The sequence below is a fragment of the Micromonospora zingiberis genome (assembly GCF_004331455.1).
Lineage (GTDB): Bacteria > Actinomycetota > Actinomycetes > Mycobacteriales > Micromonosporaceae > Micromonospora > Micromonospora zingiberis.
This window is the reverse complement of sequence record NZ_SJJR01000022.1, coordinates 21,109-46,729: the sequence shown is the minus strand read 5'-3', so window position 1 is coordinate 46,729 and position 25,621 is coordinate 21,109. Positions and strand designations below refer to the sequence as shown.

26 protein-coding genes and 1 pseudogene are annotated in these 25,621 nt (G+C 71.6%); 13 read left to right on the top strand and 14 right to left on the bottom strand.

Features of this window, described 5'->3' with window-relative positions; translation table 11 throughout:
- Positions 1-94: 94 nt before the first annotated feature.
- Positions 95-925 (bottom strand): universal stress protein, encoded by an 831-nt coding sequence (locus tag E0H26_RS24480; protein WP_131307671.1) that lies wholly within the window; start codon positions 923-925, stop codon positions 95-97.
- A gap of 191 nt (positions 926-1,116) precedes the next feature.
- Between E0H26_RS24480 and E0H26_RS24475 the strand changes: the two genes are divergently transcribed.
- The 5 genes from E0H26_RS24475 to E0H26_RS24455 all read left to right on the top strand — a co-directional run bounded on the left by E0H26_RS24475 (position 1,117) and on the right by E0H26_RS24455 (position 6,605).
- Positions 1,117-2,130, top strand: coding sequence for a diacylglycerol/lipid kinase family protein (locus E0H26_RS24475; protein WP_131307761.1), 1,014 nt, complete (start codon positions 1,117-1,119; stop codon positions 2,128-2,130).
- A gap of 150 nt (positions 2,131-2,280) precedes the next feature.
- On the top strand, positions 2,281-3,297 hold the full coding sequence (locus E0H26_RS24470; protein ID WP_131307669.1) for a YihY/virulence factor BrkB family protein: 1,017 nt from the start codon (positions 2,281-2,283) through the stop codon (positions 3,295-3,297).
- Between the two features lie 67 nt (positions 3,298-3,364).
- Entirely contained in the window at positions 3,365-4,855 is a 1,491-nt protein-coding gene (locus E0H26_RS24465; protein ID WP_131307667.1) for a phosphatase PAP2 family protein, read from the top strand.
- 6 nt (positions 4,856-4,861) lie between these two features.
- Positions 4,862-5,695 (top strand): endonuclease/exonuclease/phosphatase family protein, encoded by an 834-nt coding sequence (locus E0H26_RS24460; RefSeq protein ID WP_131307665.1) that lies wholly within the window; start codon positions 4,862-4,864, stop codon positions 5,693-5,695.
- 109 nt (positions 5,696-5,804) lie between these two features.
- The gene (locus tag E0H26_RS24455) at positions 5,805-6,605 is read left to right on the top strand and encodes a hypothetical protein (protein ID WP_131307663.1); all 801 of its coding nucleotides are present in this window, start codon (positions 5,805-5,807) and stop codon (positions 6,603-6,605) included.
- A gap of 168 nt (positions 6,606-6,773) precedes the next feature.
- On the opposite strand, the gene E0H26_RS24450 is transcribed toward E0H26_RS24455, so the two are convergent.
- The gene (locus E0H26_RS24450; protein WP_131307661.1) at positions 6,774-7,736 is read right to left on the bottom strand and encodes a TIGR03557 family F420-dependent LLM class oxidoreductase; all 963 of its coding nucleotides are present in this window, start codon (positions 7,734-7,736) and stop codon (positions 6,774-6,776) included.
- Positions 7,737-8,105: 369 nt separating this feature from the next.
- Here E0H26_RS24450 and E0H26_RS24445 point away from each other — a divergent pair, with 369 nt between their 5' ends.
- Entirely contained in the window at positions 8,106-9,467 is a 1,362-nt protein-coding gene (locus E0H26_RS24445; protein WP_131307659.1) for a cellulase family glycosylhydrolase, read from the top strand.
- A 402-nt stretch (positions 9,468-9,869) separates the two neighbouring features.
- Here the strand turns inward: E0H26_RS24445 and E0H26_RS24440 are convergent, their stop codons facing one another.
- From E0H26_RS24440 to E0H26_RS24420, 5 genes and pseudogenes are all read right to left on the bottom strand, one after another.
- The gene (locus tag E0H26_RS24440) at positions 9,870-11,111 is read right to left on the bottom strand and encodes an RNA polymerase sigma factor (RefSeq protein ID WP_131307657.1); all 1,242 of its coding nucleotides are present in this window, start codon (positions 11,109-11,111) and stop codon (positions 9,870-9,872) included.
- The gene (locus E0H26_RS24435; RefSeq protein WP_240742348.1) at positions 11,108-11,500 is read right to left on the bottom strand and encodes a YciI family protein; all 393 of its coding nucleotides are present in this window, start codon (positions 11,498-11,500) and stop codon (positions 11,108-11,110) included. The genes E0H26_RS24440 and E0H26_RS24435 overlap by 4 nt, the downstream gene beginning before the upstream one ends.
- A 112-nt stretch (positions 11,501-11,612) precedes the next feature.
- On the bottom strand, positions 11,613-12,035 hold the full coding sequence (locus tag E0H26_RS24430; RefSeq protein WP_131307759.1) for a type II toxin-antitoxin system VapC family toxin: 423 nt from the start codon (positions 12,033-12,035) through the stop codon (positions 11,613-11,615).
- Between the two features lie 157 nt (positions 12,036-12,192).
- Positions 12,193-12,423 (bottom strand): annotated as a pseudogene (locus tag E0H26_RS30510) (hypothetical protein); the annotation flags it as partial.
- 11 nt (positions 12,424-12,434) lie between these two features.
- Positions 12,435-12,689, bottom strand: coding sequence for a DivIVA domain-containing protein (locus E0H26_RS24420; protein ID WP_131307653.1), 255 nt, complete (start codon positions 12,687-12,689; stop codon positions 12,435-12,437).
- 425 nt (positions 12,690-13,114) lie between these two features.
- Between E0H26_RS24420 and E0H26_RS24415 the strand changes: the two genes are divergently transcribed.
- The 3 genes from E0H26_RS24415 to E0H26_RS24405 all read left to right on the top strand — a co-directional run bounded on the left by E0H26_RS24415 (position 13,115) and on the right by E0H26_RS24405 (position 15,659).
- Positions 13,115-13,972, top strand: a complete 858-nt coding sequence (locus E0H26_RS24415) for a helix-turn-helix domain-containing protein (RefSeq protein WP_131307651.1) — start codon at positions 13,115-13,117, stop codon at positions 13,970-13,972.
- Positions 13,969-14,190: a DUF397 domain-containing protein gene (locus E0H26_RS24410; protein ID WP_131307649.1), complete on the top strand. Its 222-nt coding sequence runs from the start codon at positions 13,969-13,971 to the stop codon at positions 14,188-14,190. The genes E0H26_RS24415 and E0H26_RS24410 overlap by 4 nt, the downstream gene beginning before the upstream one ends.
- 233 nt (positions 14,191-14,423) lie before the next feature.
- Positions 14,424-15,659 (top strand): sporulation protein, encoded by a 1,236-nt coding sequence (locus tag E0H26_RS24405; protein WP_131307647.1) that lies wholly within the window; start codon positions 14,424-14,426, stop codon positions 15,657-15,659.
- A gap of 70 nt (positions 15,660-15,729) precedes the next feature.
- Here the strand turns inward: E0H26_RS24405 and E0H26_RS24400 are convergent, their stop codons facing one another.
- Entirely contained in the window at positions 15,730-16,104 is a 375-nt protein-coding gene (locus tag E0H26_RS24400; RefSeq protein WP_131307645.1) for a hypothetical protein, read from the bottom strand.
- A 333-nt stretch (positions 16,105-16,437) separates the two neighbouring features.
- Between E0H26_RS24400 and E0H26_RS24395 the strand changes: the two genes are divergently transcribed.
- Positions 16,438-16,839 carry a hypothetical protein gene (locus tag E0H26_RS24395; RefSeq protein ID WP_131307643.1) on the top strand — a complete coding sequence of 134 codons (402 nt, stop codon included), beginning with the start codon at positions 16,438-16,440 and terminating at the stop codon, positions 16,837-16,839.
- 50 nt (positions 16,840-16,889) lie between these two features.
- Here E0H26_RS24395 and E0H26_RS24390 read toward each other — a convergent pair whose 3' ends face one another.
- The 3 genes from E0H26_RS24390 to E0H26_RS24380 form a co-directional block, all read right to left on the bottom strand.
- Positions 16,890-19,112, bottom strand: coding sequence for a HelD family protein (locus E0H26_RS24390; RefSeq protein ID WP_206025352.1), 2,223 nt, complete (start codon positions 19,110-19,112; stop codon positions 16,890-16,892).
- Between the two features lie 220 nt (positions 19,113-19,332).
- Complete coding sequence (locus tag E0H26_RS24385; RefSeq protein WP_131307639.1) at positions 19,333-21,258, bottom strand: tetratricopeptide repeat protein; 1,926 nt, start codon at positions 21,256-21,258, stop codon at positions 19,333-19,335.
- A 68-nt stretch (positions 21,259-21,326) separates the two neighbouring features.
- Positions 21,327-21,788 carry a MarR family winged helix-turn-helix transcriptional regulator gene (locus tag E0H26_RS24380; RefSeq protein WP_131307637.1) on the bottom strand — a complete coding sequence of 154 codons (462 nt, stop codon included), beginning with the start codon at positions 21,786-21,788 and terminating at the stop codon, positions 21,327-21,329.
- A 50-nt stretch (positions 21,789-21,838) separates the two neighbouring features.
- On the opposite strand from E0H26_RS24380, the gene E0H26_RS24375 reads away from it, so the two are divergent.
- Together E0H26_RS24375 and E0H26_RS24370 are read left to right on the top strand one after the other, a co-directional pair.
- Positions 21,839-22,360 carry a VOC family protein gene (locus E0H26_RS24375; RefSeq protein ID WP_131307635.1) on the top strand — a complete coding sequence of 174 codons (522 nt, stop codon included), beginning with the start codon at positions 21,839-21,841 and terminating at the stop codon, positions 22,358-22,360.
- 156 nt (positions 22,361-22,516) lie between these two features.
- The gene (locus E0H26_RS24370) at positions 22,517-23,380 is read left to right on the top strand and encodes a hypothetical protein (RefSeq protein ID WP_131307633.1); all 864 of its coding nucleotides are present in this window, start codon (positions 22,517-22,519) and stop codon (positions 23,378-23,380) included.
- Here E0H26_RS24370 and E0H26_RS24365 read toward each other — a convergent pair.
- Both E0H26_RS24365 and E0H26_RS24360 read right to left on the bottom strand, forming a co-directional pair.
- On the bottom strand, positions 23,355-23,858 hold the full coding sequence (locus E0H26_RS24365) for a potassium channel family protein (RefSeq protein WP_131307631.1): 504 nt from the start codon (positions 23,856-23,858) through the stop codon (positions 23,355-23,357). The genes E0H26_RS24370 and E0H26_RS24365 overlap by 26 nt on opposite strands.
- 150 nt (positions 23,859-24,008) lie before the next feature.
- Positions 24,009-24,188: a DUF4236 domain-containing protein gene (locus E0H26_RS24360; RefSeq protein ID WP_131056659.1), complete on the bottom strand. Its 180-nt coding sequence runs from the start codon at positions 24,186-24,188 to the stop codon at positions 24,009-24,011.
- 247 nt (positions 24,189-24,435) lie between these two features.
- Here E0H26_RS24360 and E0H26_RS24355 point away from each other — a divergent pair, with 247 nt between their 5' ends.
- Complete coding sequence (locus tag E0H26_RS24355; RefSeq protein WP_131307629.1) at positions 24,436-25,062, top strand: flavin reductase family protein; 627 nt, start codon at positions 24,436-24,438, stop codon at positions 25,060-25,062.
- Between the two features lie 27 nt (positions 25,063-25,089).
- Here E0H26_RS24355 and E0H26_RS24350 read toward each other — a convergent pair whose 3' ends face one another.
- Complete coding sequence (locus E0H26_RS24350) at positions 25,090-25,545, bottom strand: RrF2 family transcriptional regulator (protein WP_131307628.1); 456 nt, start codon at positions 25,543-25,545, stop codon at positions 25,090-25,092.
- Between the last annotated feature and the right edge of the window lie 76 nt (positions 25,546-25,621).

Below are 25,621 nucleotides of genomic sequence, written 5' to 3'. Positions count from 1 at the left end.
TCGGTGGATCCTGCATCCGCAACGCGGTTTCCTCGTTCAGCTTGGCCGCATCGGTGACCGTGGATCAGGGTCATTGGTCCCGCCCGCCCGGGTGTCACGACCCGTCGGCACCCGGTACGTCGGACACGCCACGCACCACGATCACCGGCGAGGGGGAGTGGTAGAGCAGGGACTGACTGACCGCGCCGAGCATGCCGCGCCACGACTCGTCGCCGCGAGCGGCGACCACCGTCAGCTGCGCCGACCGGGACTGGTCGACCAGTACCGCGCCGGGATCGCCGCAGACGACGTGGCATTCGGTGGTGGTGTCGGGGTGACCGGCGCCGTACCGGGCGACCAGTTCGCGGAGCCGGTCGGTGGCTGGCTTGATCGCGGCGTCCGTGTCGACCACCCACACGGCCAGCAGCCGGGAACGGTGTTCGGTCGCGCAGGTGAACGCCCAGGCCAGTGCGATCTCGGCGGGTGTCGAGCCGTCCACCCCGACCAGCACCGGACCCTGCGGCGGTGGTTCCCGGCGGGCGACCAGCACCGGGCACTCGGCCCGGGCGGCCACCTGCACGGCGGGGCTGTCCGCCGGGATGCAGCGGTCGCAGTGGGCCATCCCGCCGTCACCCACGGCCACCAGGAAGGCCGACTCGGACCTGCGTACGAGGTTCGCCACCGCCGGGCCCTCGACGATCTCGGTGGTCAGGGGGACGTCCGGCTCGCTCAGGCGGGCCGCCTCGGTGGCCTCGGCGATGAGCCGCTCGGCGTCGGCCCGGGACCCGGAGACCGCCGGGGCGTCCATCGCCGCCCAGTTGAACGCGTGCAGCAGGTGCAGTCCGCGCCGGTGCGCGGCGGCCACCCGCGCGGCGGTCCGGACCACCGGCAGGGCGTCCTCCGGACCGATGCCGGCCAGCACCGGCGCGTCGCTGGCTGCGGCCATCCGACCTCACCCCCGCAGCTGTCGCGCCTGACCTGCGTCTGAGGCTAGTCGCGGCGGTGCCACCCGGGGGCGCGATCGGAGCAACGGCACTCCAGGCACCTGCGCACCCCGCCGGAACTGCCCGCCGCGATTTCAAACGCCGTCGGCGGGTGAACCTGCCCACCCGACGCCGGGTCGCCGAACCCCGCACCATGGCGCACACTGGCGCCGTGGAAGCTGGACGGCAGGCGGGATCGCTACGCAGCGCGGTGGTGGTCAACCCGGTCAAGGTGGCCGATCCCGAGACGTTGCGGCGCACCGTCGGCGACACGCTCGCCGCCGCCGGCTGGGCCGAGCCGCTGTGGTACGAGACCACCGTCGACGACCCCGGCCGGGGCCAGACCGAGCAGGCGATCGCGGCCGGCGCCGAGGTGGTCTTCGCCTGCGGCGGCGACGGCACCGTGCGGGCCTGTGTCAGCGCGCTGGTCGGCACCGAAGCCACGCTCGCCGTGCTGCCGCAGGGCACCGGCAACCTGCTCGCGGCCAACCTGGGACTCTCCACCGACCTGGCGGCCGGGCTGGCGGTGGCCGTCGAGCGTGGGCGGCGACTGCTCGACGTCGGCGAGGTGGACGGGCAGCACTTCGCGGTGATGGCCGGCATGGGTTTCGACGCGCAGATGCTCGCCGCCACCAGCGAGACCACCAAGCGGCGGATCGGCTGGCCGGCGTACGTGGTGGGCGCGGTCCGACACCTGCGGGACCGGCCGATGCGGGTGGAGATCCGGTTGGACGACCAGCCGCCGTTGCGCCGTCGGGTCCGGTCGGTGCTGGTCGCCAACGTCGGCCGGCTCCAGGGCGGGGTCACCCTGCTCACCGACGCCGAACCCGACGACGGCTACTTCGACGTCGCGGTGCTCAGCCCACGTACGCTGCGGCACTGGCTCGCCCTCGGGTGGGGGGTGTTGCGCCGCCGCGACCGGGTGCCCCGGATGGAGGAGTTCCGGGCCCGGCGCATCGAGGTCACCAGCAACCGGGCCCAGCCCCGCGAGCTGGACGGTGACCTGATCGAGCCCGGGCGCACCCTGCGGGCGCAGATCCACCGGCGGGCGCTGTGGTTGTGCGTACCCCGACCGGAGCAGGCGCCCGACCTCACCGAGGACGCGGCCGCTGCCGCCGAGCGAGGCGAGCACCTGGTCGAGGAGGCCCGCGGTGAGCGCGAGGAGTGAGCTTGCGAGCCCCGCAGTCGCGAACGAAAGGCCAGCTCGGTGAGCGCGAGGAGTGAGCTTGCGAGCCCCGCAGTCGTGAACGAAAGGCCAGCTCGGTGAGCGCGAGGAGTGAGCTTGCGAGCCCCGCAGTCGTGAACGAAAGCGACTCCGGTGAGTAGCACCAAGCTGGTGCCGGAGACCCGGCTGATGTCGGAGGAGCAGCTCTGCGCCGACCACGCCTGGCAGACGCTGCGCCGGGAGGGCGGCTGGCAGTTGCTGCGCGACGCCTTCACCCGGTTCCGCTACGGCGACGGGTTCAGTCATTCCCGGGCCTTCGCGTTCCAGCTCTGTTTGGCGGTGGTCCCGTTCCTGATCGCGTTGACCGGGCTGATCGCCGAGCTGGGCGCGGCGGAGGGCGGCGAGGTGGTCGCCGACACCGTACTGGCGTTGACTCCCGGCGCCAGCGAGCAGGTGGTCGCCGAACTGCTCGGTGACGGCGACGGTGCCGGCGCCGAACGGGCCGAGGACATCGGCGAGGTGGCGCTCACCCTGGGTCTGGTCACCGGGCTGACGGCGTTGACCAGCACCATGGCCCAGATCGAACGCGGCGCGAACCGGATCTACGGCGTCGAACGGGACCGGCCGGCGCTACGGAAGTACCTGCGGGCGGCGGTGCTGGCCGTCATCGCCGGCCTACCGGCACTGGCCGGCTTCCTGATCCTGGTCGGCGGTGGGCCGATGGGTGACTCGGTGCAGCGGCACTACGACTGGGGCGGGGCCGCCAGTGTGGGCTGGGACCTGGTCCGCTGGCCGCTCAGTTTCGGGCTGACCGTGCTCGCCGTCGCGGTGCTGTTCCGGCACGCACCCCGACGCCACCAGCCCGGCCTGTCCTGGCTGTTCTTCGGGGCGGGCATCGCCACCGTGTTGTGGTGGCTGACCAGCCTGCTGCTGGCCGGGTACGTCCGGTTCAGTGAGGATTTCGGGCAGACCTACGGCGCGTTGACCGGGATGATGGCGTTGCTGCTGTGGGCCAACCTCACCGGGATGGCGCTGTTCGGTGGGCTCGCCTTCGCGGCCCAACTGGAGGCGGTGCGCATCGGCGTGCAGGAGCCCGCCCAGCCGGACCGCTGGCAGCCGGAGGCGCCGCGCGACGGTCTGCTCGACACCGGCGAGATGACCGCTCGGTAGCCGGCCGCCGGGTGTACGGGAGACATCGACCGGGTACAGCGGCACGCCAGAGGCGAAGGAGGCTGCCGTGGGCGCGGTCAGGGACGTACTGCGTCGACCCCTCGGTCACTTCACCGAACGTACGCTCGCCGGCTTGGCGCTCGTACTCGGTGCCGGGGTCGGCTTCGGGCTGGTGCTGGTGCTGGTACGTGTGCGGTGGTCCCCGCTCTACGCCGTCGACCACGGGGTGGCGCAGTGGCTCAACGCCCAGGTGGCGCCGATCGGTCCGCTGGTCACCGTGCTCAACGCGATCACCGACCTGGGCGGCCGGCCGGTCATCGTCTGGCTGATCACCGTCGCCGTGGTGGGGTTGCTGATCCGGCGGCAGGGCCGGCTCGCCGTGTTCCTGATCGTCACCGGGGCCGGCGCGTTGATCCTCGACCCGTCCCTCAAGACCCTGGTCGACCGGCTGCGGCCGGAGGTGACGGTGCCGATCGGCACGTACGCCGGCCAGAGCTTTCCCAGCGGCCACGCGCTCGGGTCGATGGTCGCCTACGGTGCCCTGCTGCTGGTGTTCCTGCCGGCGATGGCGGCACGCTGGCGCCGGCCGGCGATGGTCCTGGTCGGCGTCGTGGTCTTCCTGATCGGCTTCACCCGGGTCGCGCTCGGCGTGCACTTCCTCTCCGACGTGATCGGTGCCTGGCTGCTCGGCGCGGCCTGGCTCGGGGTCACCGCGTACGCCTTCCAGTTGTGGCGGGTGGAGCGGGGCCGGCCCACCACGGCGCTGACCGACGGGCTGGAACCGGAGGCGGCGCACGAGGTGGCGCCCGCGCCGGACGAGAAGAAGCTGCTGCCGCACGCCCGAGCCGGCGTCGCCGAGATCATCGTCGGTTGGGTGCTGGTCTTCGGCGCGCTGTACGCCTTCGGCATGTTCGTCAGCTACCACGCCCAGGGCACCTTCCTCGCCACCCTGGACGAGACGGTGCCGGCCTGGTTCGCGCAGCGGGGCACCCCGCTGCTCGACGAGGTGAGTTGGTGGTGGAGCAAGGCCGGCGACACCCACGCCATCCTGCTCGTCTCGATGGTCTTCTGCCCGCTGGTGCTGGCCGTCTGGCGGCGCTGGCGGCCGGTGCTGTTCGTGGCGCTGACCATGTTCGGGGAGCTGACCCTCTTCCTCGCCGCCGCCGCCGCGGTGGACCGCCCGCGCCCGCCGGTGGAGAACCTGGACGGCCCGATGCCGACCTCGTCCTTCCCGTCCGGCCACATCGCGGCCACGCTCTGCCTCTGGGTCGCCATCGCCGTCATCGTCTTCCCCTGTACCGACCGCTGGTGGCGGTGGATCTTCGTGGCGCTCGCGGTGGTGATGCCGGTCGGGGTGGCCGTCTCGCGGATGTACCGGGGCATGCACCACCCGACCGACTTCATGGGCGCGATCCTGCTCACCACGCTCTGGATCGGGCTGCTCTACTGGGTGCTGCGCCCCAACGAGGACGTCCACGAGGGCAACCAGCCGGCCATCGAGTCGGAGGAGGTCGACACCCTCGACGACGAGTTGGCCAAGGCGAGCCGGCCGGGCTGAGTCGCCGTGCTGCGCATCGTCACCTGGAACATCCGCAACGGCGGCCAGGACCGGGGTGGCCCCGATCGGCGTGACCTGCTGGCCCGGGTGGTCGCCGAACAGCGTCCCGACGTGCTCGCCGTGCAGGAACTGCGCGGGCTGGACGTGACCGGCTTCGCCGCCCGGGTGGGCCTGCGGGCGTACCGGGCCGGCACCTGGTTCGGGCAGTCGGTCGCGGTGCTGGTCCGGCCATCCTGGCCGGTGCTGGCCGCCGCACCGGTGCGCCGCCCGTTCCACCATGCCGCCCAACTGGTGACGATCGGCACCGCCGCCGGTCCGTTGACCGTGCTCAGCACCCACTTCCACCCGTACTCCGGCCGACGCCGTCTGGTCGAGGCCGGGTGGGCGGGCGCCGCGCTGCGCCGGGCCGGCGACGGCCTGGCACTGCTCGCCGGTGACCTGAACACCCTCGACCCGTACGCCGAGCACGCCGACCGGATCGCCCGGCTACCCGCCGCGTACCGTCGCCGGCACCTGCGCCGCGACGGCCGGACAGTGGACACCCGAGCGGTGGCCCGGCTGCTCGCCGCCGGCCTGGTCGACCTCGGCGCGACGGCCGGTCCCACCGTGCCCACCGGGTACGGCGGGGCCGAGTTCTCCGACATGCGCCTGGACTACCTGCTCGCCACCCCCACCCTCGCCACCCACCACCTCACCACCCAGGTCATCCGCACCCCCCACACCCACCAAGCCTCCGACCACCACCCCCTCCAAACCACCCTCTCCCTAACCCCACCCCCGCTCCCGCCACCCCCGCTCCCGCCGCGCCCGCTCCCGCCGCGCCCGCTCCCGCCGCGTTGATCAAGAGGTTTTGGTCGCGGTAGGCGGGTCTGGTACGCCAAAACCTCTTGGTCAACTCCACCGGGATGGCGGTGTGGGCGGTGGTGGGAGGGGGTTAGCGTGGCTGGCTGTGATCGAATCGTCGTCGCGGGCGGGGCAGGGCGGGGCTGGTGGCGGCAGGTCGTCGGCGGTGGGGCTCATCGCGCGGGGCATCGCGCTGGTGGTGGTGCTGCCGGTACGGCTGGCCTGGGAGCTGGTGGCGGCCACCGGCAGGGGACTGTACCGCTGGGTGCTCGCCCCGACGGCGCGGTTCGTGGACCGCTGGCTGCTGCGTCCCCTCGGGTGGCTGCTGCGGCACCTGATCTGGATACCGCTGCTCTGGCTGGCCCGCGCCGCGCTGTGGTTGTGGCAGACGCTGATCTGGCTGCCGCTGACCTGGCTGTGGAACGGACTGCGCTGGCTGTGGGACAGCGCCCTGTGGCCGCCGCTGCGCTGGTGCGGCCGGGGTCTGATGTGGCTACTGCGCTGGTGCGGGCGGGGACTGGCCTGGGTCGTGCGGACCCTGGTCCTGATACCGCTGTACTTCCTCGTCTGGGTGCCGCTGACCTGGCTGGTCCGGATGCTCACCCCGCCCGTCCGGCAACTCGGTCGGTGGCTCGCCGCCCTGGCCGAACGGGTGCTCTCCGCGCTGCCCTGGGCCTGGCGGGTGGCCGGCCGGATCCTGTGGTGGTGCTGGGCGCTCACCCTGCGGCCGGTGTGGCTGGCCGGCCGCTGGGTGTGGCGGCACGCGGTCGTGCCGGTGGGCCGGGCGGTACGCGCCGCCTGGCGGGCCACCGTCGTACCGGCGGGTCGCTGGCTGCGGCGCAGCGTCCTGGACCCGGTCCGGCAGGCCACCCGCGAGGTCCTGGTCGCCTTCGGCCTACGCCGTTGACCCCCGCCTGACGGCTTGGGGGCCTGGGCGTGCCAGGGTCACACGAGCAGGTTGAGCAGGACGGTCAGCACGATCGAGAAGAGGATCATCAGGAGGCAGCCGAGGCCACCACCGGCGGGACGGATCTCCGTGTTGCCGATACGCATGGCGCGATCACACCCTCGCCGCTCACAGCTCGCGCAGGCGGGGCAGCAGTTGCTCCTGCGCCCAGTCCAGGAACATCGGTTGGGTGTCGCCGCCGACCTGGATCAGCGCGACGTGGGTGAACCCGGCGTCGACGAACTTCTTGAACGCCTCCACGTGCGCGTCCACGTCCGGCCCGCAGGAGACGCCGGCCGCCACGTCCTCCTCGCGGACGCTCTGGGTGGCCGCCTCGAAGGCGTCGTTGTCGGGCAGGTCGGTGTTGACCTTCCAGCCCAGCCCGAACCAGCGGAACTGGTCATGGGCGATCTTCCGGCACTCCGCCTCGTCCGGGCCGTAGCAGATGGCCACCTGACCGTATCGGGGTCGCCCCGCACCGCCGGCCCGCTCGTACATGTCCACCAGACGCGCCTCGGGATCGGTGGCGATCATGCCGTCGCCGTACTCGGCGGCGAGGGTGGCCGACTGCCGGCCGGAGGCGGCCACCGCCATCGGCACCGGCACGTCGGGCCGGTCCCAGACGTACGCGTCGGGCACGTCGTAGTGGTTGCCGGAGAAGGTCAGCGTCTCGCCGTTGAGCAGCGGCCGGATGATCTGCAACGCCTCCTCGAACATCTCGTGCCGCTGCTGCACGTGCGGCCAGGCACCGACCACGTGCTCGTTGAGGTTCTCCCCGGCGCCCAGGCCGAGGGTGAACCGCCCGTCGGAGAGCACCCCGATGGTGGACGCCTTCTGTGCCACCACCGCCGGGTGGTAGCGGCGGATCGGGCAGGTCACGAAGGACATCAGCTGCGCGCGGGAGGTGGCGTGGGCGACCGCGCCGAGCACCGACCAGGCGTACGGGGAGTGACCCTGTGACTCCAGCCAGGGGTAGTAGTGGTCGGAGATGACGAGGTGGTCGAAACCGGCCGCCTCCGCCCGTACCGCGTAGTCCACGAGTTCCTTCGGACCTGCCTGCTCGCACATCAGGGTGTAGCCGATGTTGACCATGGTGTCTCCTTCCGGACCGGGCGGCCCGTTCCGGATACCCCGGTCCGGTTCGGTCAACCCTCGCCGATGCTTGACGCTTGGCCGAACCCCTGCCTACCGTTGTCCTGAACCGGTTCAGACACCGGCGCGGTGCGCATCCTGTGGTGGGGATGTCCGCCCCCGTGGCGGCCCCGGTCCCGTATGGGCCGTCACGGGGTGCACCGGTCTGCCTGGCGTACTGAACCGGTTGCTTTTACGCCTTTCATCGGCCTACGCTGATGCCTGCCTCGCCGGGCCTTGCTCCGCGGCTGTTTCGGGCTACAGCCGCCACACCCGCCACCCATCGCACCCCCCTGGGCACGGGGGAGAAATCTCCTGCGAGGAAAAGCCATGAGAAAACTATTCGCGGGCGCCGGTGCCATCCTGTTGGCCACCGTCGCCGCCGTGTTCGCCTTCGGCCCGTCGGCGCAGGCCGCCTCCGGCTTCACGGTCAGCGGCGGCAAGCTCTACGACGCCAACGGCAACGAGTTCATCATGCGCGGGGTCAACCACGCGCACACTTGGTACACGCAGCAGACCAGCTCGTTCGCCAACGTCAAGGCGCTGGGCGCGAACACCGTCCGGGTCGTGCTGTCCAGCGGCGACCGGTGGACCCGCAACAGCGCCGCCGACGTGTCCAACGTGATCCAGCTCTGCAAGACCAACCGGCTGATCTGCGTCCTTGAGGTGCACGACACCACCGGCTACGGCGAGCAGAGCGGGGCGATCACGCTGGACCGCGCGGTCGACTACTGGCTCAGCATCGCCAGCGCGCTGAACGGCCAGGAAGCGTACGCGATCGTCAACATCGGCAACGAGCCGTACGGCAACCAGAACTACTCCTCCTGGGCGACCGACACCGCCAACGCGATCCGCCGGCTGCGTAGCGGCGGCATCGCGCACACCATCATGGTGGACGCCCCGAACTGGGGTCAGGACTGGTCGTTCACGATGCGTGACAACGCCCCGACGGTGTTCAACGCCGACCCGGCCCGTAACACCGTCTTCTCGATCCACATGTACGGCGTCTTCGACACCGCCGCCGAGATCAGCGACTACCTGGGCCGCTTCCGTAGCCGACAACTGCCGATCGTGGTCGGCGAGTTCGGCCACTACCACTCCGACGGCGACCCCGACGAGGACTCGATCCTGTCGTACACCCAGGCCAACGGGATCGGCTGGCTGGGCTGGTCGTGGAGCGGCAACAGCGGCGGCGTCGAGTACCTGGACATGGCCACCAACTTCAACCCCAACCAGCTGACCAGCTGGGGTCAGCGACTGTTCAACGGCACCAACGGCATCCGGCAGACCGCGCGGGAAGCCAGCGTCTACGGCGGCACTCCGCCACCGACGACTCCGCCGCCCACCACGCCCCCGCCCACCACCGCACCGCCGACGACCCCGCCGCCGGCCGCCGGCTGCACGGCGACGTACACGATCGGCAGTCAGTGGCAGGGTGGCTTCCAGGGTGACGTACGGGTGACCGCCGGCTCGCGTGCCATCACCGGCTGGACGGTGCGCTGGAACTTCGCCAACGGCCAGACCGTGACGCAGTCCTGGAACGCCACGGTGACCAGCAGCGGCTCGACGGTGACCGCCCGCAACGTCGACTACAACGGCCGCCTCGGCGCCGGCGCCAGCACCAGCTTCGGCTTCCTCGGCAGCTGGACCGGCACCAACTCCACCCCCACGGTGACCTGCACCGCCAGCTGAACGACCCACCAGTGGCCGGGCCCGTCTGGACCCGGCCACTGGTGTGTCCGGCACGCTTCCGGTCACCGCACCCTTCGGGCCGCGACCCCGGGCGCCGGCACCTCACCGGGCAGCAGCGAGCCGGCACGCTTCCGGTCACCGCACCCTTTGGGCCGCGACCCCATATCCCACCCGGCGCCTTTGCTCTGCTTCAACCCACGCACCGGTTTCCGGGCAGCAGCGATGCGTCCGGTGAAGCAGAGCAAAGGGACCGCAGGAGGGTGTCACCGCCGACGGACGCGGGCCGCAACGGCAGCGGCCACCCGAGGGACGCGGGCCGCAATGGCAGCGGCCACCCGACGGACGCAGAGCGCAATGGCAGCGGCTATCCGACGGACGCAGGCCGCAGGGGCCGCGGGTTGGTCAGGGCAGGCGGGCGGCGCGCATCAGCAGGTAGCGCTGTTCGGGCAGGCTCGCGGTCAGGGCGGCGGCCGTGCGGTAGAGCGCCGCCGCGCGGGCGTGGTCGCCGGCCATCTCCGAGAGGTGGGCGCGGGCGGCGGGCAGGCGGTGGTGACCGATCAACCGGGCGTCGTCGTCCAGCGCGTCGAGCACGGCCAGGCCGGCGGCCGGTCCGTGGGTCATGGCGAGCGCCACCGCCCGGTTGAGGGTCACCACCGGGCTGGCCGACAGGCCCTCCAGCACCTCGTAGAGGGCGAGGATCTGCGGCCAGTCGGTCTGCTCGGCGGTCGGTGCCTCGTCGTGCAGCGCGGCGATGGCGGCCTGCACCTGGTAGGGGCCGAGCGGCCCACGGGGCAGCGCCCAGGTGACCAGTGCGACGCCCTCGGCGATGGCGCCCGCGTCCCACCGGCTCCGGTCCTGTTCGGCGAGCGGGATCAGCTCCCCGGACGCACCGGTGCGCGCCGCGCTGCGGGCCTCGGTGAGCAGCATCAGGGCCAGCAGCCCGGCGGACTCGGTGTCGTCCGGCAGCCGGGCGTGCAGCGCCCGGGCCAGCCGGATCGCCTCCCGGGCCAGGTCGACCCGGCGCAGCCGGTCTCCGGCGCTGGCCACGTACCCCTCGGTGAAAATCAGGTAGAGCACGTGTCGGACGGCGGCGAGCCGGGCCGGAAGGTCGGCCGCCTCGGGCATCCGCAGCGGCGTACCGGAATCGCGGATGCGCTGCTTGGCCCGGCTGATCCGCTGCGCCATCGTCGCCTCCGGCACCAGGAACGCCCGCGCGATCTCCGCCGTGCTCAGGCCGCCCACCGCCCGCAGGGTGAGCGCGATCGCCGATCCCGGCGACAACGCCGGGTGGCAGCAGAGCAGCAGCACCACCAGGGTGTCGTCGCGGTCCGCGGTCAGTTGGTCGTCGAGCGCCGGTACGCGCTGCCGGTCCGCCGGCTCCCGCCGGGCGGCCAGATCCTCACGAGCCCGCCGGGCCTGCTCGCTGCGGACCATCTCGATCATCCGCCGGTACGCGACCTGGATCAGCCAACCCCGGGGATTGTCCGGTACGCCGTCGGTCGGCCACTGGGTGGCGGCGGCCAGCAGGGCCTCCTGCACGGCGTCCTCGGCGGTGGCGAAGTCACCGAACCGGCGGGCGAGTACGCCGAGGACCTGCGGCGCGAGATCACGCAGCAGGTCCCCGGTCAGTTCGTCGTCGGTCACACGTCCTGCGGCGGCGCGGACATCACCGGGTGCACCTCGACCGGCATGTTCAGCGGCTCGCCACCCGGGCCGGGCGCGGTGGAGATCCAGGCCGCCAACGCCACCGCCCGCTCCGGGCTCTCCACGTCGACGATCCAGTAGCCGGCGAGGAACTCCTTCGTCTCGGCGAACGGCCCCTCGGTCACCACCGGCGTACCACCGGCACCCGCGCGTACGATCTTCGCCTGCGCCGGCCCGGCGAGCCCCTGCGCGTCGACCAGCTCGCCGTCGGCAACCAGCTTCGCGTTCACCTCGCCCATGAACCCGATGTGCGCGCTGATCTCCTCCGGCGTCCAGGTGTGGATCGCGGGAAAGTCGGCCCCGGCGGCGCTGAACTGCATCAGCAGCATGTACTTCACGGTCGTCTCCTCACGGCTGCGCACCCATCATCGGTGCTTGCACCCGGAGGTAGAAGCAGACACCACCGTTCTCGACATCCCGACCGAAAAACTTTTGAAGGTGCTATTCGAAGGGATTCACCAGGGCCGCCCCGGTGGCCACGACGTCGGCCACGTTGCGGGTCACCAAGGTGAGACGGTGGACGATCGCGGTGGCCGCCAGAAGCCCATCGACCACCGGCGGCCGATGTGGCGGAACATTGAGCCTTCCCCACTGTTGGGCGACTTCCACGGAGACGGGCAGGACGCGATCGCCGTAGCTGGCGACGAGCGTGTCTAGCCATCGCTCCAACGCTGAGGCTCGGTCGACGTCCTTGGGTCGCAACCGTTCGATGCGCGCCCGGATCTCGCCAATGGTCAAGGTACTGAGGTAGGCCGGCGCGTGCCGGTGGGCTTCATACCAAGCCAGCACGGCCTGGTTTGGGCTGATCTTGCGCAACTCGGAGACGACATTGGTGTCGAGCAGGTAGCCCCTCTCAGCCGGCAAGGTCAACCTCGCGCGGGTGATCGGTGGCTCGCTCGATGTCGAGGTCCGTGTCGAGTAGCGGGCCTGAGCGAAGGTAGTCCATCAGGCCGACCTGCTCACCCCGTAGCCGCCGGTACTCGTCAATGTCGATCACCACGGCGACCTCCTGGCCGTGTCTGGGGCCGACCGGGTCACAGGGCCCGTCGTGGTCGGCCCGGCGGGTGCACCGACGCCGGTCGGGCAGGAAGCGGTCGCAGAAGACCCAGTGGCGTACGTGCTGGGCGTCCTCGGCCGAGACGTTCGCGCTGGCCACCTCGATCGCCGGTATCAGGGCCAGCGACCGGGTCAGGGTGTACGCGAAGCGAAGCGCGTCGGCCAACTCCGGCACGTTCACCGGTAGGTGGATCACATGCCGCTGGCTCATGGTGTCCTCCGCCTCGCCTGCGCGGTCTGCCAGTCCCGCAGGGCCCGTTTGAGGCGTACGTTCTCGTCGTCGAGCCGGGCCAGGTCCTGATAGAGGATGGCCAGCTCCCGCGCCACCCGATACAGGAACTGTCGTACCTCCTCCTGGTCGAGGCCGCGACGGCCGAAACCGACGACCGGGAACTGCCGGTCCCGAACGTCGCTCGGGTGGAGCCGGGGTGGCCGGCTGCCGTAGACGTTTCCGCGAGTCATTGGAGGCTCCTCCAGTGTGGATGGAGCGGCCCTGCCGCGAAGGGGGAATTCCGGGCAGGGCCGCCCCGCCCGGCCACCGCAGCCTCATTCGGCGGTACGGCCACCGGGCTGCCAGTGGATGGTGCGGATTTCCGGCCAGGCGGGCTCGCGACGACCTGCCTGGCCGTGATAGGTATTCATCAAGTCGGTCGGAGCCGGAATGCGGCTCCATGTTGAGACCCGACGAGAAACGGTAGGCGTCTGCCACACGCGAAGCCGTCTCTCGTCACCTTCTCGGCTGTTGGCCCAGCCGCGGTCATCGTGCTTGCACCGGGCGTCCCCGGGGGCCGGTGGTCACCCTCACCCGAAGACCACGTTTCCAGTGGCTCTGAACTGGAGCAATGGTTCCTTCGCGGGCTCCGTCGACTTTTTTCGAGAGGTGGATCATGCCGCACAAGCCGTTCATCCGGACGCTGCGGGCGCAGTGGTTGGGCCAGCAGTTACGCGCGTTACGAGAGGAACGCGGGATGACGCTGAAACTCGTCGCGGAGCACCTGCAACGCGACATGTCGGCGCTCGGTCGCTATGAGCGCGCGGACTGGCCCATCCGCAAGGGCGACGTCATCGCCTTACTGGACCTGTACGGCTTTCACCATGCCGCCGAGCGGGCCCGGCTGCTGGCCCTGGCCGAGGAGGTGTGGCGCACCGACCGCTGGGACGAGGACTACGGCGACGTCGTCGACTCCTCGTTCATCGAATACCCCTGGTTGGAGGGGAGGGCCGAACGTATCGGTTCATTCAACACAGTCTTGCTGCCTGGTCTCATGCAAACACGCGACTACGCCGAGGCGGTAATTCGCAATGCAGAGGAAGCCGAGGTGCCCGATGCGACTGTGGCTCGCTGGGTTGAGTTGCGCATCGAGCGGCAAAAGGTGCTCGATGGGCCCACCAAGGTAGCGGCCGTCCTCGACGAGAACGTCCTGCGCCGGCTGGTGGGTGGGCGGCGAACGATGTGTGGACAGCTTCGACATCTTCACGAGTTGGCCTCGCGACGGAACGTGGAGATCCAGGTGCTGCCATCTACGACCGCTCTGCACGCTGGTATGGATGGCGCCTTCACCTTGTTCACCCTGCCGAAGCCGTACCCGGCGGTTGCCTATCTGGAAAACCTTGCCGGTCGGCTCTACGTCGAAGCGCCAAGATCAATGAGGTTTGTTCATGCGTACCATCGACTCAGGGAGGCTGCGCTGAGCACGAGTGTCTCCGCGCAGTTGATCGCGAGTATCGCGAAGGAGTTGTCATGAGCGAGGGTATGCCGGCGGTGGCTTGGCACATCAGTACCAAGAGCAACGACAACGGCGGTAGCTGCGTCGAGGCGGGGCCGGTGCTCGACGGTTCTGGACGGGTTGCTGTCCGGCACAGCAAGGCACCCGATGCCGCGACGATCGTCTACCCGGCCGACGAGTGGATGGCCTTCATCAGTGGCGTGAAGGCGGGCGAGTTCGACTTGGTCGCCCCCTGACCTCGCCTGCCGAGTGGTGCGACCACTCGGTCAGCACGCCAAGCATCCGGGATCTTGGTACGAGTGCGCCCTTCAAGGGGCACATTCGTACCAAGATCTCCCTCTTGCCGCCGGAACCACCTCGGCTCGCCCACTGAGGGCTTTCAGCGACCTCACAGGGCCGCTCGATACGGTGCGTCGGCAAGCGTCCGCTCCTAAGGGGAGTCCGGGCACCAGACCCAGCGGGAGTACCGATGGTCTTCAAGAAGATGTTGAGCGCGTTGGGGGTGGGCGGTCCCAGTGTGGACACCGTCCTTGCCAACCCGAACACCCGGCCCGGGCAGGCCCTCGATGGCCAGGTCAACCTGATCGGCGGGGAGGCCCAGGCTGACATCGAGCAGATCGTCATCGGGCTGGTCACCCGGGTCGAGATCGAGAGCGGCGGCGGCGAGCACGCCGGGGTGATGGAGTTCCACCGGCAGGCGGTCAGCGGCGCCTTCCAACTCGCCCCGAAGCAGCAGCTGTCGATTCCGTTCCAGCTAGTGGTGCCGTGGGAAACCCCGATCACCGATGTGTACGGCCAGCGCCTGCGCGGCATGACGATGGGGCTGCGTACCGAGCTGTCCATCGCCCGCGCGGTCGACAAGGGCGACCTGGACCAGGTCAACGTGCACCCGCTGCCGGTGCAGGAGCGGATCCTGGAGGCGTTCCTCCAGCTCGGCTTCCGGTTCAAGTCGGCCGACCTGGAACGCGGCCGGATCCACGGCGTACAGCAGATGCTGCCGTTCTACCAGGAGATCGAGTTCTTCGCCGCTCCGCAGTACGCGCAGACCATCAACGAGCTTGAGCTGACCTTCGTCACCAACCCGCAGGGCGTGGACGTGGTGTTGGAGTGCGACAAGCGCGGCGGGTTCCTCACCCCGGGCCACGACGTCTTCGGGCGGTATCAGGTCTCGCACGCCGAGGCCGAGCGCTCGGACTGGATGCAGGTGGTCGACGGCTGGCTGGCCGAGACGGTCGGACGGTACGGCAGCATGCGGGCCCAGGCGTTCGGTGCACCGCCCGGGTACGGCGCCCCGCAGGGCTTCGGTCCGCAGCCGGGCTACGGTGCCCCGCCCGGGTACCCGCCGCAGGCCGTGCCGCCGGGCTACCCGCCGCAGGGGATGCCGCCGCAGGGTTACCCGCAGCAGGGCTACCCGGTCCCGCACGCCGCCCAGGGTTACCCGCAGCAGGGCTACCCCCAGCAGGGTTACGGTGCTCCGCCCGGGTACGGCCCGCCGAACAAGTACGGCCACCCGCAGCAGCGCAGCGGCCCCGGCATGGGCGGGATCGTGGCGGGCGCGGCGCTCGGCGCCATGGGTGGCATGGTGGCCGGCCACATGATCGGCAACGCCTTCGAGGGCGCCGAGGAAGAGGTCACCGAGGCCGCCGGTGACTTCGGCGGCGAAGACTTCGGGGGCGGCGACTTCGGCGGTTTCGAGGAGTTCTAGTCCGTCGAGAGCAGACGATGGCCCTCCGGGGAAGGATCCCCAGAGGGCCATCGTGCGTCACACCCGAGGGTCAACGCCCCCGTCGACGCTCCATGGCCGAGCGCTTGGGGCTACCGGCCTTGGCCAGACCACGGCTACCCAGGTAACCCAGGGTCAGCAGGGTGATGAAGAACCACGCCTGGCCGGGGTTGTTCAGGTTCAGACCGTTGGTGGTCGGACCCCGCCAGAAGGCGGCGATCACGACGGCCGCCACCGCAGCCGCGTAGATCCAGAATTCCGTCGTCAGGAACGACTGCTTGGTTTCCGTACCCGGCGCCTGCATCGGCTCCCGGTGTCCGTCGTACGCCGGCATCGGCCGGGTGGGCGCCTCCTGCATGGCCTGACGGTTCTGCACGTCCTGCGCCGGACGGTTCATCGGCCTGGTGGATGCAGCCTGCGTGCTCATCTGTCCTCCTCAGGATGTGATGAGTCCTGCCAACCCTCGCCCCGCTACCGTGTTTCGGTCACGGCACGGTTCGCGTACTGGCGGGGGCACGACGCGTCTACCCGGTGGCTCGGCAGCAGTAACCCCGGATTCCCTGCCGGACCCGATCCGCGCTCACCTTCGCCCCGACCCGCTCCGGCTCGGCCGAATGTCCGGGTTGCGCCGTGACCTCTCCGTCCCCACCACCCGGTATGACCGCTTCCGCCGGCAGCTTTCACGCGGGTGCGGTCCGGGTTTGTCCGGCCGGTCATCGGGCACGCTGATTGGACCGACGCTTCTGCGAGGTGATGGATCATGCGTGAGGACGACCTGCGACAGGATGCCGCCCGCCGGGCCGAGGAGCGGATCGCCGGCGGTGTGTACGGCGAAGGTGCCGTGGACGAGGTGACCGTGCCGCGTACCGATGTGGAGAGTGCCATCCAGCGCGACGACCCGGACGATCCGGCGAAGGTGCCGATCGACCCGAACGTGCTGCGTGACGGTGGCCCGACCCGTGGACAGGGCGCGATCACCACGACCGGCGGTACGGCCGGCCCGGCGAGCGTGCGACGGCTGGCCCGCCAGCCGGAGCGGCACCGGGGCAAGGTGGCCCCGACCACGACGGGGGACGCCACCACCGGTGGTCTGAGCACCCCGTCCGGCGGTTCCACAAGTGACCAGTCCACCCCGGCAACCCACGTGGGCAGCTTCGACTGACCTGACCACCGGCCCGGCCCGGTCCTTCCGGGCCGGGCCAGCCGTACGGGTCAGGGGGTCGGGGTGAGGGTGGTCAGGCGTTGGGTGGCGCGGGTCAGGGCCACGTAGAGGTCGCTGCGGCCCCGGGGGGATTCGGCGACGATGTGATCGGGGTCCACCACGATCACCGAGTCGAATTCGAGGCCCTTGGCTTCGGCGACGGTGAGGATCACGACCCGGCTCTCCAGGTCGGGTTGTTCGCCGATGGCGGCTTCGGGGAGCGCGCCGGTCACTGCGGCGGCGAGGCCGTCGACCCGGGCGGCCGGCACGATCACGCCCAGCCGGCCGTCGGTGAGTCCGGCCGCCTCTGCGGTGACGACCTCGACCAGCTCCGGCGCGAGGCGGTCCACCGGCACGGTGCGCGAGACCGGCGGAAAGCCGCTGGAGCGTACGGCGCGGGGTGGTTGCAGCGCCGGGTCGATCTCGGCCAGGACGTCTGCGGCGACCGCCATGATCTCGGCGGGGGTGCGGTAGCTGACGGTCAGCTCGGTCAGCCGCCACCGGTCCGCCACGTACGGCGCCAGGGCCTGCGCCCAGGACGGGGTGCCGGCCAGCGCGCCGGTCTGCGCCACGTCGCCGACGATGGTCATCGACCGACTCGGGCAGCGGCGCATGAGCAGCCGCCAGGCCATCGGCGACAACTCCTGCGCCTCGTCGACGATCACGTGGCCGAACGCCCAGGACCGATCGGCCGCGGCGCGTTGCGCGGTGGTCAGCCGGTCGGCTTCCTCCTGGCGTTCGAGCAGCTGGTCGGCGTCGAGCAGGTCGGTCACGCCGAGGATCTCACCGCCGTCGGCCTCGTCCTCCACGTCGATCGACCGGGAGCCGCGGGCGATTTCGAGGACACCCTCGGCGTACTCGCGTTGCAGGGCGCGCAGGCGTTGCTGGCGGGCGGCGGCGGCCCGGTCGTCCTCGCCGAGCAGCTCCGCCGCCTCGTCGAGCAGCGGCACGTCGGCGGGGGTCCAGCCGCCCGGCTCGCGGTGCAGGGCCGCCCGCTCGTCGGCGGTGAGCATCGGCGCGGCGGTGGCGAGCCGGTCGGTCGAGGCGTACAGGTCGGCGAGCAGGCGTTGCGGGGTGAGCACCGGCCACAACTCGTCCAGCGTGGCGCGTACCTCCGGTTCCTCGCGCAGCTCGCGGCGGATCTCGGCGAGGTCCGCCTCGTCCAGCAGGTTCTCCCCGCCCAGCGGGTCGGCGCCGATGCGCTCGGCCACCTGGTGGGCGAGCGCGTGGATGATCTCGATGTCGAACACCGCGCGGGCCAGGTTGTGTGGCCGACCGCTGCGCCGGGCCTGGTCCCGGGCCGCGTGCACGGTCGCCGGGTCGAGCAGCAGGATCTCCCGCTGCGGCAGTTCGATCTCCAGCGGTTCGTCGGGCACCCGCTGCCGGTCGCGTACCGCGTTGGTCAGGACCTCGACCATCACCGGCTGGCCCTTGACGGCGGCGGTGGTGGCGGGCTCGGTGCGCCGGGCGTTCACCCCGGGAAACAGATCGCCCTGGGTACGCAGCAGCACGCCCGTCTCGGCCAGCGCCGGCAACACCTGGGAGATGTAGCGCAGGAAGGTGACGTTCGGGCCGACCAGCAGTACGCCCCGGGTCGACAGCTCCCGCCGGTGGGTGTAGAGCAGGTACGCCGCCCGGTGCAGCGCCACCGCCGTCTTGCCGGTGCCGGGGCCACCCTGCACCACCAGCATGCCGGAGAGGTCGGCGCGGATGATGCGGTCCTGTTCGGCCTGAATGGTCTCGACGATGTCGCGCATCCGCCCGGTGCGGCCGGCGTTCAACGCGGCCAGCAGCGACGCCTCGCCGGTCAGTTCCTCGTGGGCGGTGGGGGAGGCGGTGGCCAGGTCCAGCACCTCGTCGTTGATGCCGGTGACCTTGCGCTGCCGGGTACGCAGGTGCCGGCGTCGCCGGATGCCCTGCGGGTTGGCGGCGGTGGCGAGGTAGAAGGCACGGGCGGCCGGGGCACGCCAGTCCATCAGCAGCGGATCGTAATCACCGTCGGTGTCGAAGATGCCGATTCGGCCGATGTACCGGCGCTCGCCTTCGTCGGTGTCCAGCCGTCCGAAGCACAGACCGTTCTCCACCGCCGAGAACTGCTCGACCTGGTCGGCGTACATCTGTACTGCGCTGTCCCGTTGGGAACGGGCCTGCAATGTGCCACCGGTCACCCGCAGTTCCTCGGTCAGCCGCCGTGACGCCTGCTCCCGCAGGTCGTCCAGGCGCTGGTAGAGCATCGAGACGTACTCCTGCTCGCGGCCGATCTCGTCGTCGGACGGCGAACCGTCGGAGTGCCTTGACAATCCGTCTCCCAATTGGCTAGTATTCGGAGTAGGAACGGCTTTTTGAGCCGTTCTTTTTTGTTGCCTGAACGGATAAAGATACCCCGCGACGTACGACGGAACCAACCGTCAGGCGGCCCGCCACACCAACGCGTGCCGGGCCGGACGGTGACCCTCAGCGACGGTCGGTGCAGACCTGTTCCGAGCGCGCCACCACGTCGGTGGACCAGGCGACGGCCACGGTGAAGCAGTAGTCGAGGCTACGGTTCAGCCCGTAGACGACGAAGCTGTCGGTGCCGGCGGGCAGATCGGCGAACGGGCTGGCCGGCTGCCCGGCCCGGCCACCGGAAATGATCACAGGTCCCTCGCTTCCGGCCGGATACTCCCAGTTCAGCGTCACGCTGTCCCGGTTGTCGCGCAGCGCGAGCCCGGTGGGTGGGGCGCCGGGCGAGACGGAGGTGTCCGGGTTCGTCGTGGCCGGCGCACTGCCCGGCGCGTTGCTCGTGGCGGGGGCGCCGGGGCTGCCGCCGCCGTCGAGCCGGGACATCCCGGCGATGACCGCGGCGGTACCGAGCAGCACCACGACCACCCCGGCCGCGATGATCGGCACCATCCGGTTCGGCTGCCGGGGCGCCGGGGCGGTCCGCCGCACCGGTACCGGGAGCAGCCGCGACGGCGTGGACTGTTCCGGTTCGTCCACCCGGCGCAGCCGGTAGACCCCGGGCGCCTGCGGCGCCGGTCCGGTCAGGCCCACGACGCTCGGCGGCACCGCCGTGGCCCGGTCGGCGTACGGGTCCGGGGTGTTCGCTGTCGTGGTGCCGTAGTCGGGGTAGGGGGCCGGTTCCTCGGTGGCGGGTGCCGTCCACCAGTCGTCCGGTGGTCCGGCCGGGCCCTCGGCCGGTTGGCGCGGGGTGGGGACCGGCGATGCCGCGCCGGCCGCTGGCTGCCCGGCCGGGTGGTAGCCGTGGCTGGGGTGGTAACCCTCCACGGGGTGTTCCTCGGCGGCCGGCCACTCCGGCTCCGGCCAGCTGCCCTGGGGCCGGACGGCACCGGCCGCCTCGCCCTCCGCCGGCCAGTCGGCCCGGGCTGCCGGGGAGTCTGCCGGCCAGTCGGCCTGGGCCGCCGGGGAGTCTGCCGGCCAGTCGTGGTGGGCTGCCGGTGCGTCGGTCGGCCAGTCGGCCTGGGTGCTTGGGGAGTCGGTCGGCCAGGTCGCGGCGGAGTCGGTCGGCCAGGTCGGGGCGGAGTCGGTCGGCCAGGTCGGGGCGGAGTCGGTCGGTTGGGTGGGGATCGCGGCGGGGCTGGCCGGGGCGTCGGTCGGCCACTGTGGTGCGGGTGGGGCGTCGCCGGGCGGCGGGATGCGGGCGGCCGGTACGACCGGGTCCTGGCTGCTCACCGGTGGGGTGTCGGCGCAGGCGTGGTCCGGGTTGGCGGCGGCTCGGGCGAGCGCCGCCACCTGCGCGGTCAGCGGGTCGTCCGGGGCCAGGTGCTGGCGGCTCAGTTCGCGGGCGAGGGCGAGGTTGTCGTGGGCCTCGCTGAACTGTCCGCAGTCGCGTTGCATCGAGCCGAGTCGGGCCAGCATCTTGATGCCGCTCGGGTGGCCGTCGCCGTACACCTCGCGGTGTAGCTCCCAGGCGTCCTGGAGGCGGTCGCGGGCGACCTGGCACTGGCCTCGGGCGTACTCCACGGTGGCCAGGTCGGCGTGCGCGGCGAGCACCCGGAGCGATTCGGGCCCGTCGGTCGCGGTGAGTTCGATGATGACTTCCTGGTACAGCCGGGCGGCCCGGGACCAGCTGCCGACCCGGTGCAGCACCGCCGCCAGGGTGGCGGCGGCGGCCACCGTACGCGGGTCGGCGCGGCCGTGCAGTCGGGTGGTGGCGGCGTACGCGAAGGCGGCCCAGCCCCGTGCCGAGTGCGGCTCGCCGAGCGCGACCAGCACGCGGGCGTGCAGGCTGGCCGCCTCGGCCAGCTCGGGTGTCGCGTTGGCCGGACGCGGGTCGGCGCCGGTCAGCGCGTCGGCGAGCAGCCGTTGCGCGCCGGCGAGATCGCCAGCGGAAACCAGGTCGTGCGCCTGATCAGTCAGTTCACCGAAGCCGGAAGGCACGCCCCATCGTGCTCATCCGACGACGTTATGTACAAGTCCCGCGCCGGAGCGGTTCGGTCAGGATCTGGTCAGGCCCGGCTCAGGTGATCGGTCAATGCTTCGCTGATTCGGCGTAGTTGATCCACCTGAGCTGGGCTGAGGGCGTCGAACAGGTGTCGGCGTACGCCCTCGACGTGGCCGGGTGCCGCGGCGGCCAGGGTGGCGAAGCCGTCGTCGGTGAGCCGGGCGAGCTGTCCGCGCCGGTCGGTCGGGCAGTCCTCGCGGCGGACCCAGCCGGCGGCTTCGAGCCGGGCCACGGCGTGTGACAGCCGGCTGCGGGAGGATCCGGTGGCGTCGGCCAACTCGCTCATCCGTAGTCGGCGCTCGGGCGCTTCGGAGAGCCGTACCAGGATCTCGTAGTAGGCGTGGGGCATTCCGGCGTCGCGTTGCAGCTCCCGGTCGAGGGTGTCCATCAACGCCCGGGAGGCGGCCAGGAAGGCCCGCCAGGTGCGTTGCTCGTCCGGATCCAGCCAGCGGGTCATGACCGCCATCATAGCGGCAGTAGTTGAATGCTCAACTAAATCGCGCTAGCGTCGGTGGCATGGGAATCCACCGTCTCAACCACGCCGTGCTCTACGTCAGCGACCTCGACCGCGCCGTCGCGTTCTACCGCGACGTGCTGGGCTTCCGCCTGGTCCCGATGACCCCGGAAGGTTTCCGTGGCGCCGCCTTCCTCCAGGCGCCCGGCTCCACCAACGACCACGACCTCGGCCTGTTCGCCATCGGCACGCACGCCGGCCGGTCGCCGGCCGGCCGCACCACCGTCGGCCTCTACCACCTGGCCTGGGAGGTGGACACCCTGGACGAGCTGGCCGCCGTCGCCCGCCGGCTGACCGAGGCGGACGCCCTGGTCGGCGCCTCCGACCACGGCACCACCAAGAGCCTCTACGGCCGGGATCCCGACGGGCTGGAGTTCGAGGTGGTCTGGCTGGTGCCGGCCGACCGGCTGGACGACGCCGCGCTCGCCGCCCGTACCCGCATCGGCCGGCTCGACCTGCCCGCCGAGATCGCCCGCTACGGCGGCACCACCCGGGGCGGCGTCGGCATCTCCGTCCCCGCCTGAGGGCGCGGCGCCATTTCCGCCCGAGGGGCGTGGCTCCGTGTCCGCCTCAGGGGCGTGGCTCCGTGTCCGCCTGGGGGCGTGGCCGAGCACGCCCCGGGGTGCGGCAACCGGGTGGGTGCGGCCCACCGCCGACGGGGGATGGGGTAGAACGGCAGGATGTCAGTGGACACGGTGGGGTACCAGCTGCTCGGCGAGCACCTGCGCGGGTGGCTGCCGGCGGCGCTTCGGCGTACCCGGCGGGCCACCATCGCGCTCGCGTACGCCGGCGACGACCCCCGGCCGGCCGAGACCGCGTTACAGCTGGTCGGTGAGTACGCCGACCGGTTGCGGGACTGCCGGGTCACCGTGCTGGTGCTCGCCGACGGCACCGAGGACCTGCCGGCCCGTCTCGGCGCGGCCGAGTCGCAGCTCCCGCCACAGGTCACGGTGCACCTGATGCCCGGTGCGCCGGGCGCGCTGCCGGTGGCGTTGCGGGCGGCCGGTGCGGCCGGCGCCCCGACCCTGTGCTACCTGGAGGCCGCCGACCGGATCGACCCGGTCGCGTTGTCCGCTGCCGCGATCGGCCGGCCCGCCGAGGTGCTGGTGCTCGCCGGCGCGCACACCCCGCTGCGGCCGGAGCTGGCCGACGCCGGCTTCGCGCTGGTCACCGAGGTGGAACTGACCGACACCGGACGCCGGATCGGGTTCGGCACCGGCTCGGACCGCAGCCTGGAGGCGCTGAAGGAGAGCCTGTGGACGGTCGGTGTCCGGCTCCGCGACCCGGAGGGCGGGCCGCTGGCGGCCCCGCCGGAGACCAGCACCGAGCCGCTGGCCCGCGCGCTGCTGGCCGAGTTGACCCGGCACGGCCCGCGGACCGTCACCGAGCTGCGCCGGTACGCCGTCACCACCACCGCCTACCGGGCGGTGGACGCGCTGCGGGCGCTGACCGGACTGCTCGACGCGGGACAGGTCAGCCGCGAGCCGGCGGACGGCCGGCTCGGCGGTGACGTGCTGGTCACGGCCGCCCGGTCAGCTGCTTGACCACCAGGGACACCCCGGTGGCGAGCACCCCGATGCTGAACACCATCTGCACGATCACCAGGCCCCGGGCCAACTGGCCCTGGGCGTGTACGTCGCCGTAGCCCACGGTGGTCAACGTGGTCAGCGCGAAGTAGAGCGCGTCGACCCGGGTTTCCAGGTCGACGAACTGCGCCGGGGCGACCCGCGCGACGACGAAGTCGGCCAGGGCGAAGGCGAGCAGCCCGGCGACCAGGGCCACTGCCAGGTGCGTCAGCGACCGGGCCTCGCGCGCCGGTCCGGCGACAAGCTGGCGCCGCACCTGACCGGTCACCAGCCAGGCGACCACGGCCGCCATCGCCAGGGTGAGGCCGAGGCGTACGCCCATCCGGGCGGTGTTGGGGTCAGGCTCCACCGGGATGACGAAGTAGGTCACCAGCAGCAACGCACAGGCCAGCCCGGCCCGACGGATCTCCTTCGAGTGACCCGGTTTCTGTTCCATGTCTAGATTGTCCGGTCCGGTACGCCGATCGTCGGTCCGATCGGGCATTTGCCGTGCCGTCTGACCCGGTGCGGAAACCGTCCACGGACAACGGTCGGGACGCCGAGCGGGGCGCCGGTGAACTCCGGCGCCCCGCTCGACCTCGGAACCTCACGCCCGGGACTTGTCCTGCTTCCAGGACAGGGGACCGGGCAGGTCCACCCGGTGCGCCTTGGCTCGCGAGTTCCAGGACCACCGACCGATCTTGATGCTCCAGGACGAGAAGCCGTTCTCGGTGAAGTTCAGGATCAGCGGCCCGTACTTCTTGCGCTTGCGGAACATCAGACCCATCGCGGGCCTCCCTTCGTCGTGTCCCTGCGGGCTCGAAGATGCCCGTAACGCCGACGCGGCAAACTCCGCTGCTCCGCAGTGGAGGCCCGGTCCCTCCGCCGCAACCCGAATATCCTATTTATCAGATGGGTTTTGCGAACCTGAAGATACTGCTTGGATCGACGTTGTGCGGAGCTGACGGCGCCCGTCCCAACCTGTGAAGGGTGCCGGCTGCTCGCTCGACCTCGCGCACCGGAGAGGACATCTCATGCATCACCCCGCACCCCTGCGCGCCGGCCACCCCACCCTGCCGATCCGCGACAACCACGCTGGTGCCGGCGTGACCACCGCCGGGCGCGACCGGGTCGACCAGCTACGGCCGGTCGACCCGGACCTGTTCGACACGCTGCGGCAGCGGCAGGCCAGCACGGTCACCGTGGTCACCGCGGTGGCCCGCAACACCCGACCCGCCTGCCTGGGTGACCTCGGCACCCCCCTGCGGGCCGGATTCACCGCGACCACCTTCACCACCGTGTCGCTGCACCCACCACTGGTGTCCTTCTGCCACGACCCGGCCGCGCCGAGCGCGCCGGTGCTGGACCGGGCCGAGCACGTCGCCGTGCACCTGCTCGCCGCCAACCAGACCGAAGCCGCGACCATCTTCGCCACCCGTGGCGTCGACCCGTTCGCCGGCTACCCCTACTGGGAGCCCGGACCGTTCGGGCTGCCGCTGTTGACCGGCGTGCTGGGCCGGCTGCTCTGCCGGGTGGTGCACCGGATTCCCGCCGGCGACCACGCCGTGGTCATCGCCGAGCCGCTGGCGCTCTCCACCGGCATCGACGGCGACCCGCTGCTGCACCACCACGGCAGCTACACCACGGCCGCGTCAGCCTGACCGTCGGTTGGGTCGACGGGACGCGGATCAGCGAGGTTCCCAGGCGTCGGGTTGGGTGGTCAGCCGCCGTACGTGGGCCGGCAGTCGCCCGCCGAGCACGTCCGCCAGGCTCACCTCGTCGACCACCCGCCGCAGCGAGGCGCGGACCGCGACCCAGAAGCCGGGCAGGTGCTGGGCCACGCCCTCGTAGCTGGTTTCCTCAGGACGCAGACCCCGTACGCCGGCCAACGGTCCCTCCACCGCCCGCAGCACCGCGCCGACGGTCACCTCCCGTGGCGGCCGGGCTAGGGCGTAACCGCCCTCCGCCCCGCGCTGGGCCCGGACGATCCCGGCCCGACGCAGGTCGGCCAGGACCGCTTCCAGGAACTTGCGCGGCATGTCCTGCTCCGCGGAGATGGTCTGGGTGGACAGCAGTGCCGGGTACGCGGCTGCCAGGCTCAGCGCCGCCCGTACCGCGTAGTCGCCACGCGCGGAGATCTGCACCCTGCCATCATGCCCAACCTGTGCCGGCCCAGGCGCCGCCGGGCTGCCCAAATCGCCGAGCCGCCGCAGGAGAGGC

Excerpts from the sequence above, each read along its gene's own strand:
- E0H26_RS24480 (WP_131307671.1), bottom strand. The coding sequence starts at position 925 with ATGGCCGCAGCCAGCGACGCGCCGGTGCTGGCCGGCATCGGTCCGGAG.
- E0H26_RS24475 (WP_131307761.1), top strand. The coding sequence starts at position 1,117 with ATGGCGCACACTGGCGCCGTGGAAGCTGGACGGCAGGCGGGATCGCTA.
- E0H26_RS24450 (WP_131307661.1), bottom strand. The coding sequence starts at position 7,736 with ATGGTCAACATCGGCTACACCCTGATGTGCGAGCAGGCAGGTCCGAAG.
- E0H26_RS24445 (WP_131307659.1), top strand. The coding sequence starts at position 8,106 with ATGAGAAAACTATTCGCGGGCGCCGGTGCCATCCTGTTGGCCACCGTC.
- E0H26_RS24435 (WP_240742348.1), bottom strand. The coding sequence starts at position 11,500 with ATGCTGCTGATGCAGTTCAGCGCCGCCGGGGCCGACTTTCCCGCGATC.
- E0H26_RS24420 (WP_131307653.1), bottom strand. The coding sequence starts at position 12,689 with ATGACTCGCGGAAACGTCTACGGCAGCCGGCCACCCCGGCTCCACCCG.
- E0H26_RS24415 (WP_131307651.1), top strand. The coding sequence starts at position 13,115 with ATGCCGCACAAGCCGTTCATCCGGACGCTGCGGGCGCAGTGGTTGGGC.
- E0H26_RS24410 (WP_131307649.1), top strand. The coding sequence starts at position 13,969 with ATGAGCGAGGGTATGCCGGCGGTGGCTTGGCACATCAGTACCAAGAGC.
- E0H26_RS24405 (WP_131307647.1), top strand. The coding sequence starts at position 14,424 with ATGGTCTTCAAGAAGATGTTGAGCGCGTTGGGGGTGGGCGGTCCCAGT.
- E0H26_RS24400 (WP_131307645.1), bottom strand. The coding sequence starts at position 16,104 with ATGAGCACGCAGGCTGCATCCACCAGGCCGATGAACCGTCCGGCGCAG.
- E0H26_RS24395 (WP_131307643.1), top strand. The coding sequence starts at position 16,438 with ATGCGTGAGGACGACCTGCGACAGGATGCCGCCCGCCGGGCCGAGGAG.
- E0H26_RS24390 (WP_206025352.1), bottom strand. The coding sequence starts at position 19,112 with ATGCTCTACCAGCGCCTGGACGACCTGCGGGAGCAGGCGTCACGGCGG.
- E0H26_RS24380 (WP_131307637.1), bottom strand. The coding sequence starts at position 21,788 with ATGGCGGTCATGACCCGCTGGCTGGATCCGGACGAGCAACGCACCTGG.
- E0H26_RS24375 (WP_131307635.1), top strand. The coding sequence starts at position 21,839 with ATGGGAATCCACCGTCTCAACCACGCCGTGCTCTACGTCAGCGACCTC.
- E0H26_RS24370 (WP_131307633.1), top strand. The coding sequence starts at position 22,517 with ATGTCAGTGGACACGGTGGGGTACCAGCTGCTCGGCGAGCACCTGCGC.
- E0H26_RS24365 (WP_131307631.1), bottom strand. The coding sequence starts at position 23,858 with ATGGAACAGAAACCGGGTCACTCGAAGGAGATCCGTCGGGCCGGGCTG.
- E0H26_RS24360 (WP_131056659.1), bottom strand. The coding sequence starts at position 24,188 with ATGGGTCTGATGTTCCGCAAGCGCAAGAAGTACGGGCCGCTGATCCTG.
- E0H26_RS24355 (WP_131307629.1), top strand. The coding sequence starts at position 24,436 with ATGCATCACCCCGCACCCCTGCGCGCCGGCCACCCCACCCTGCCGATC.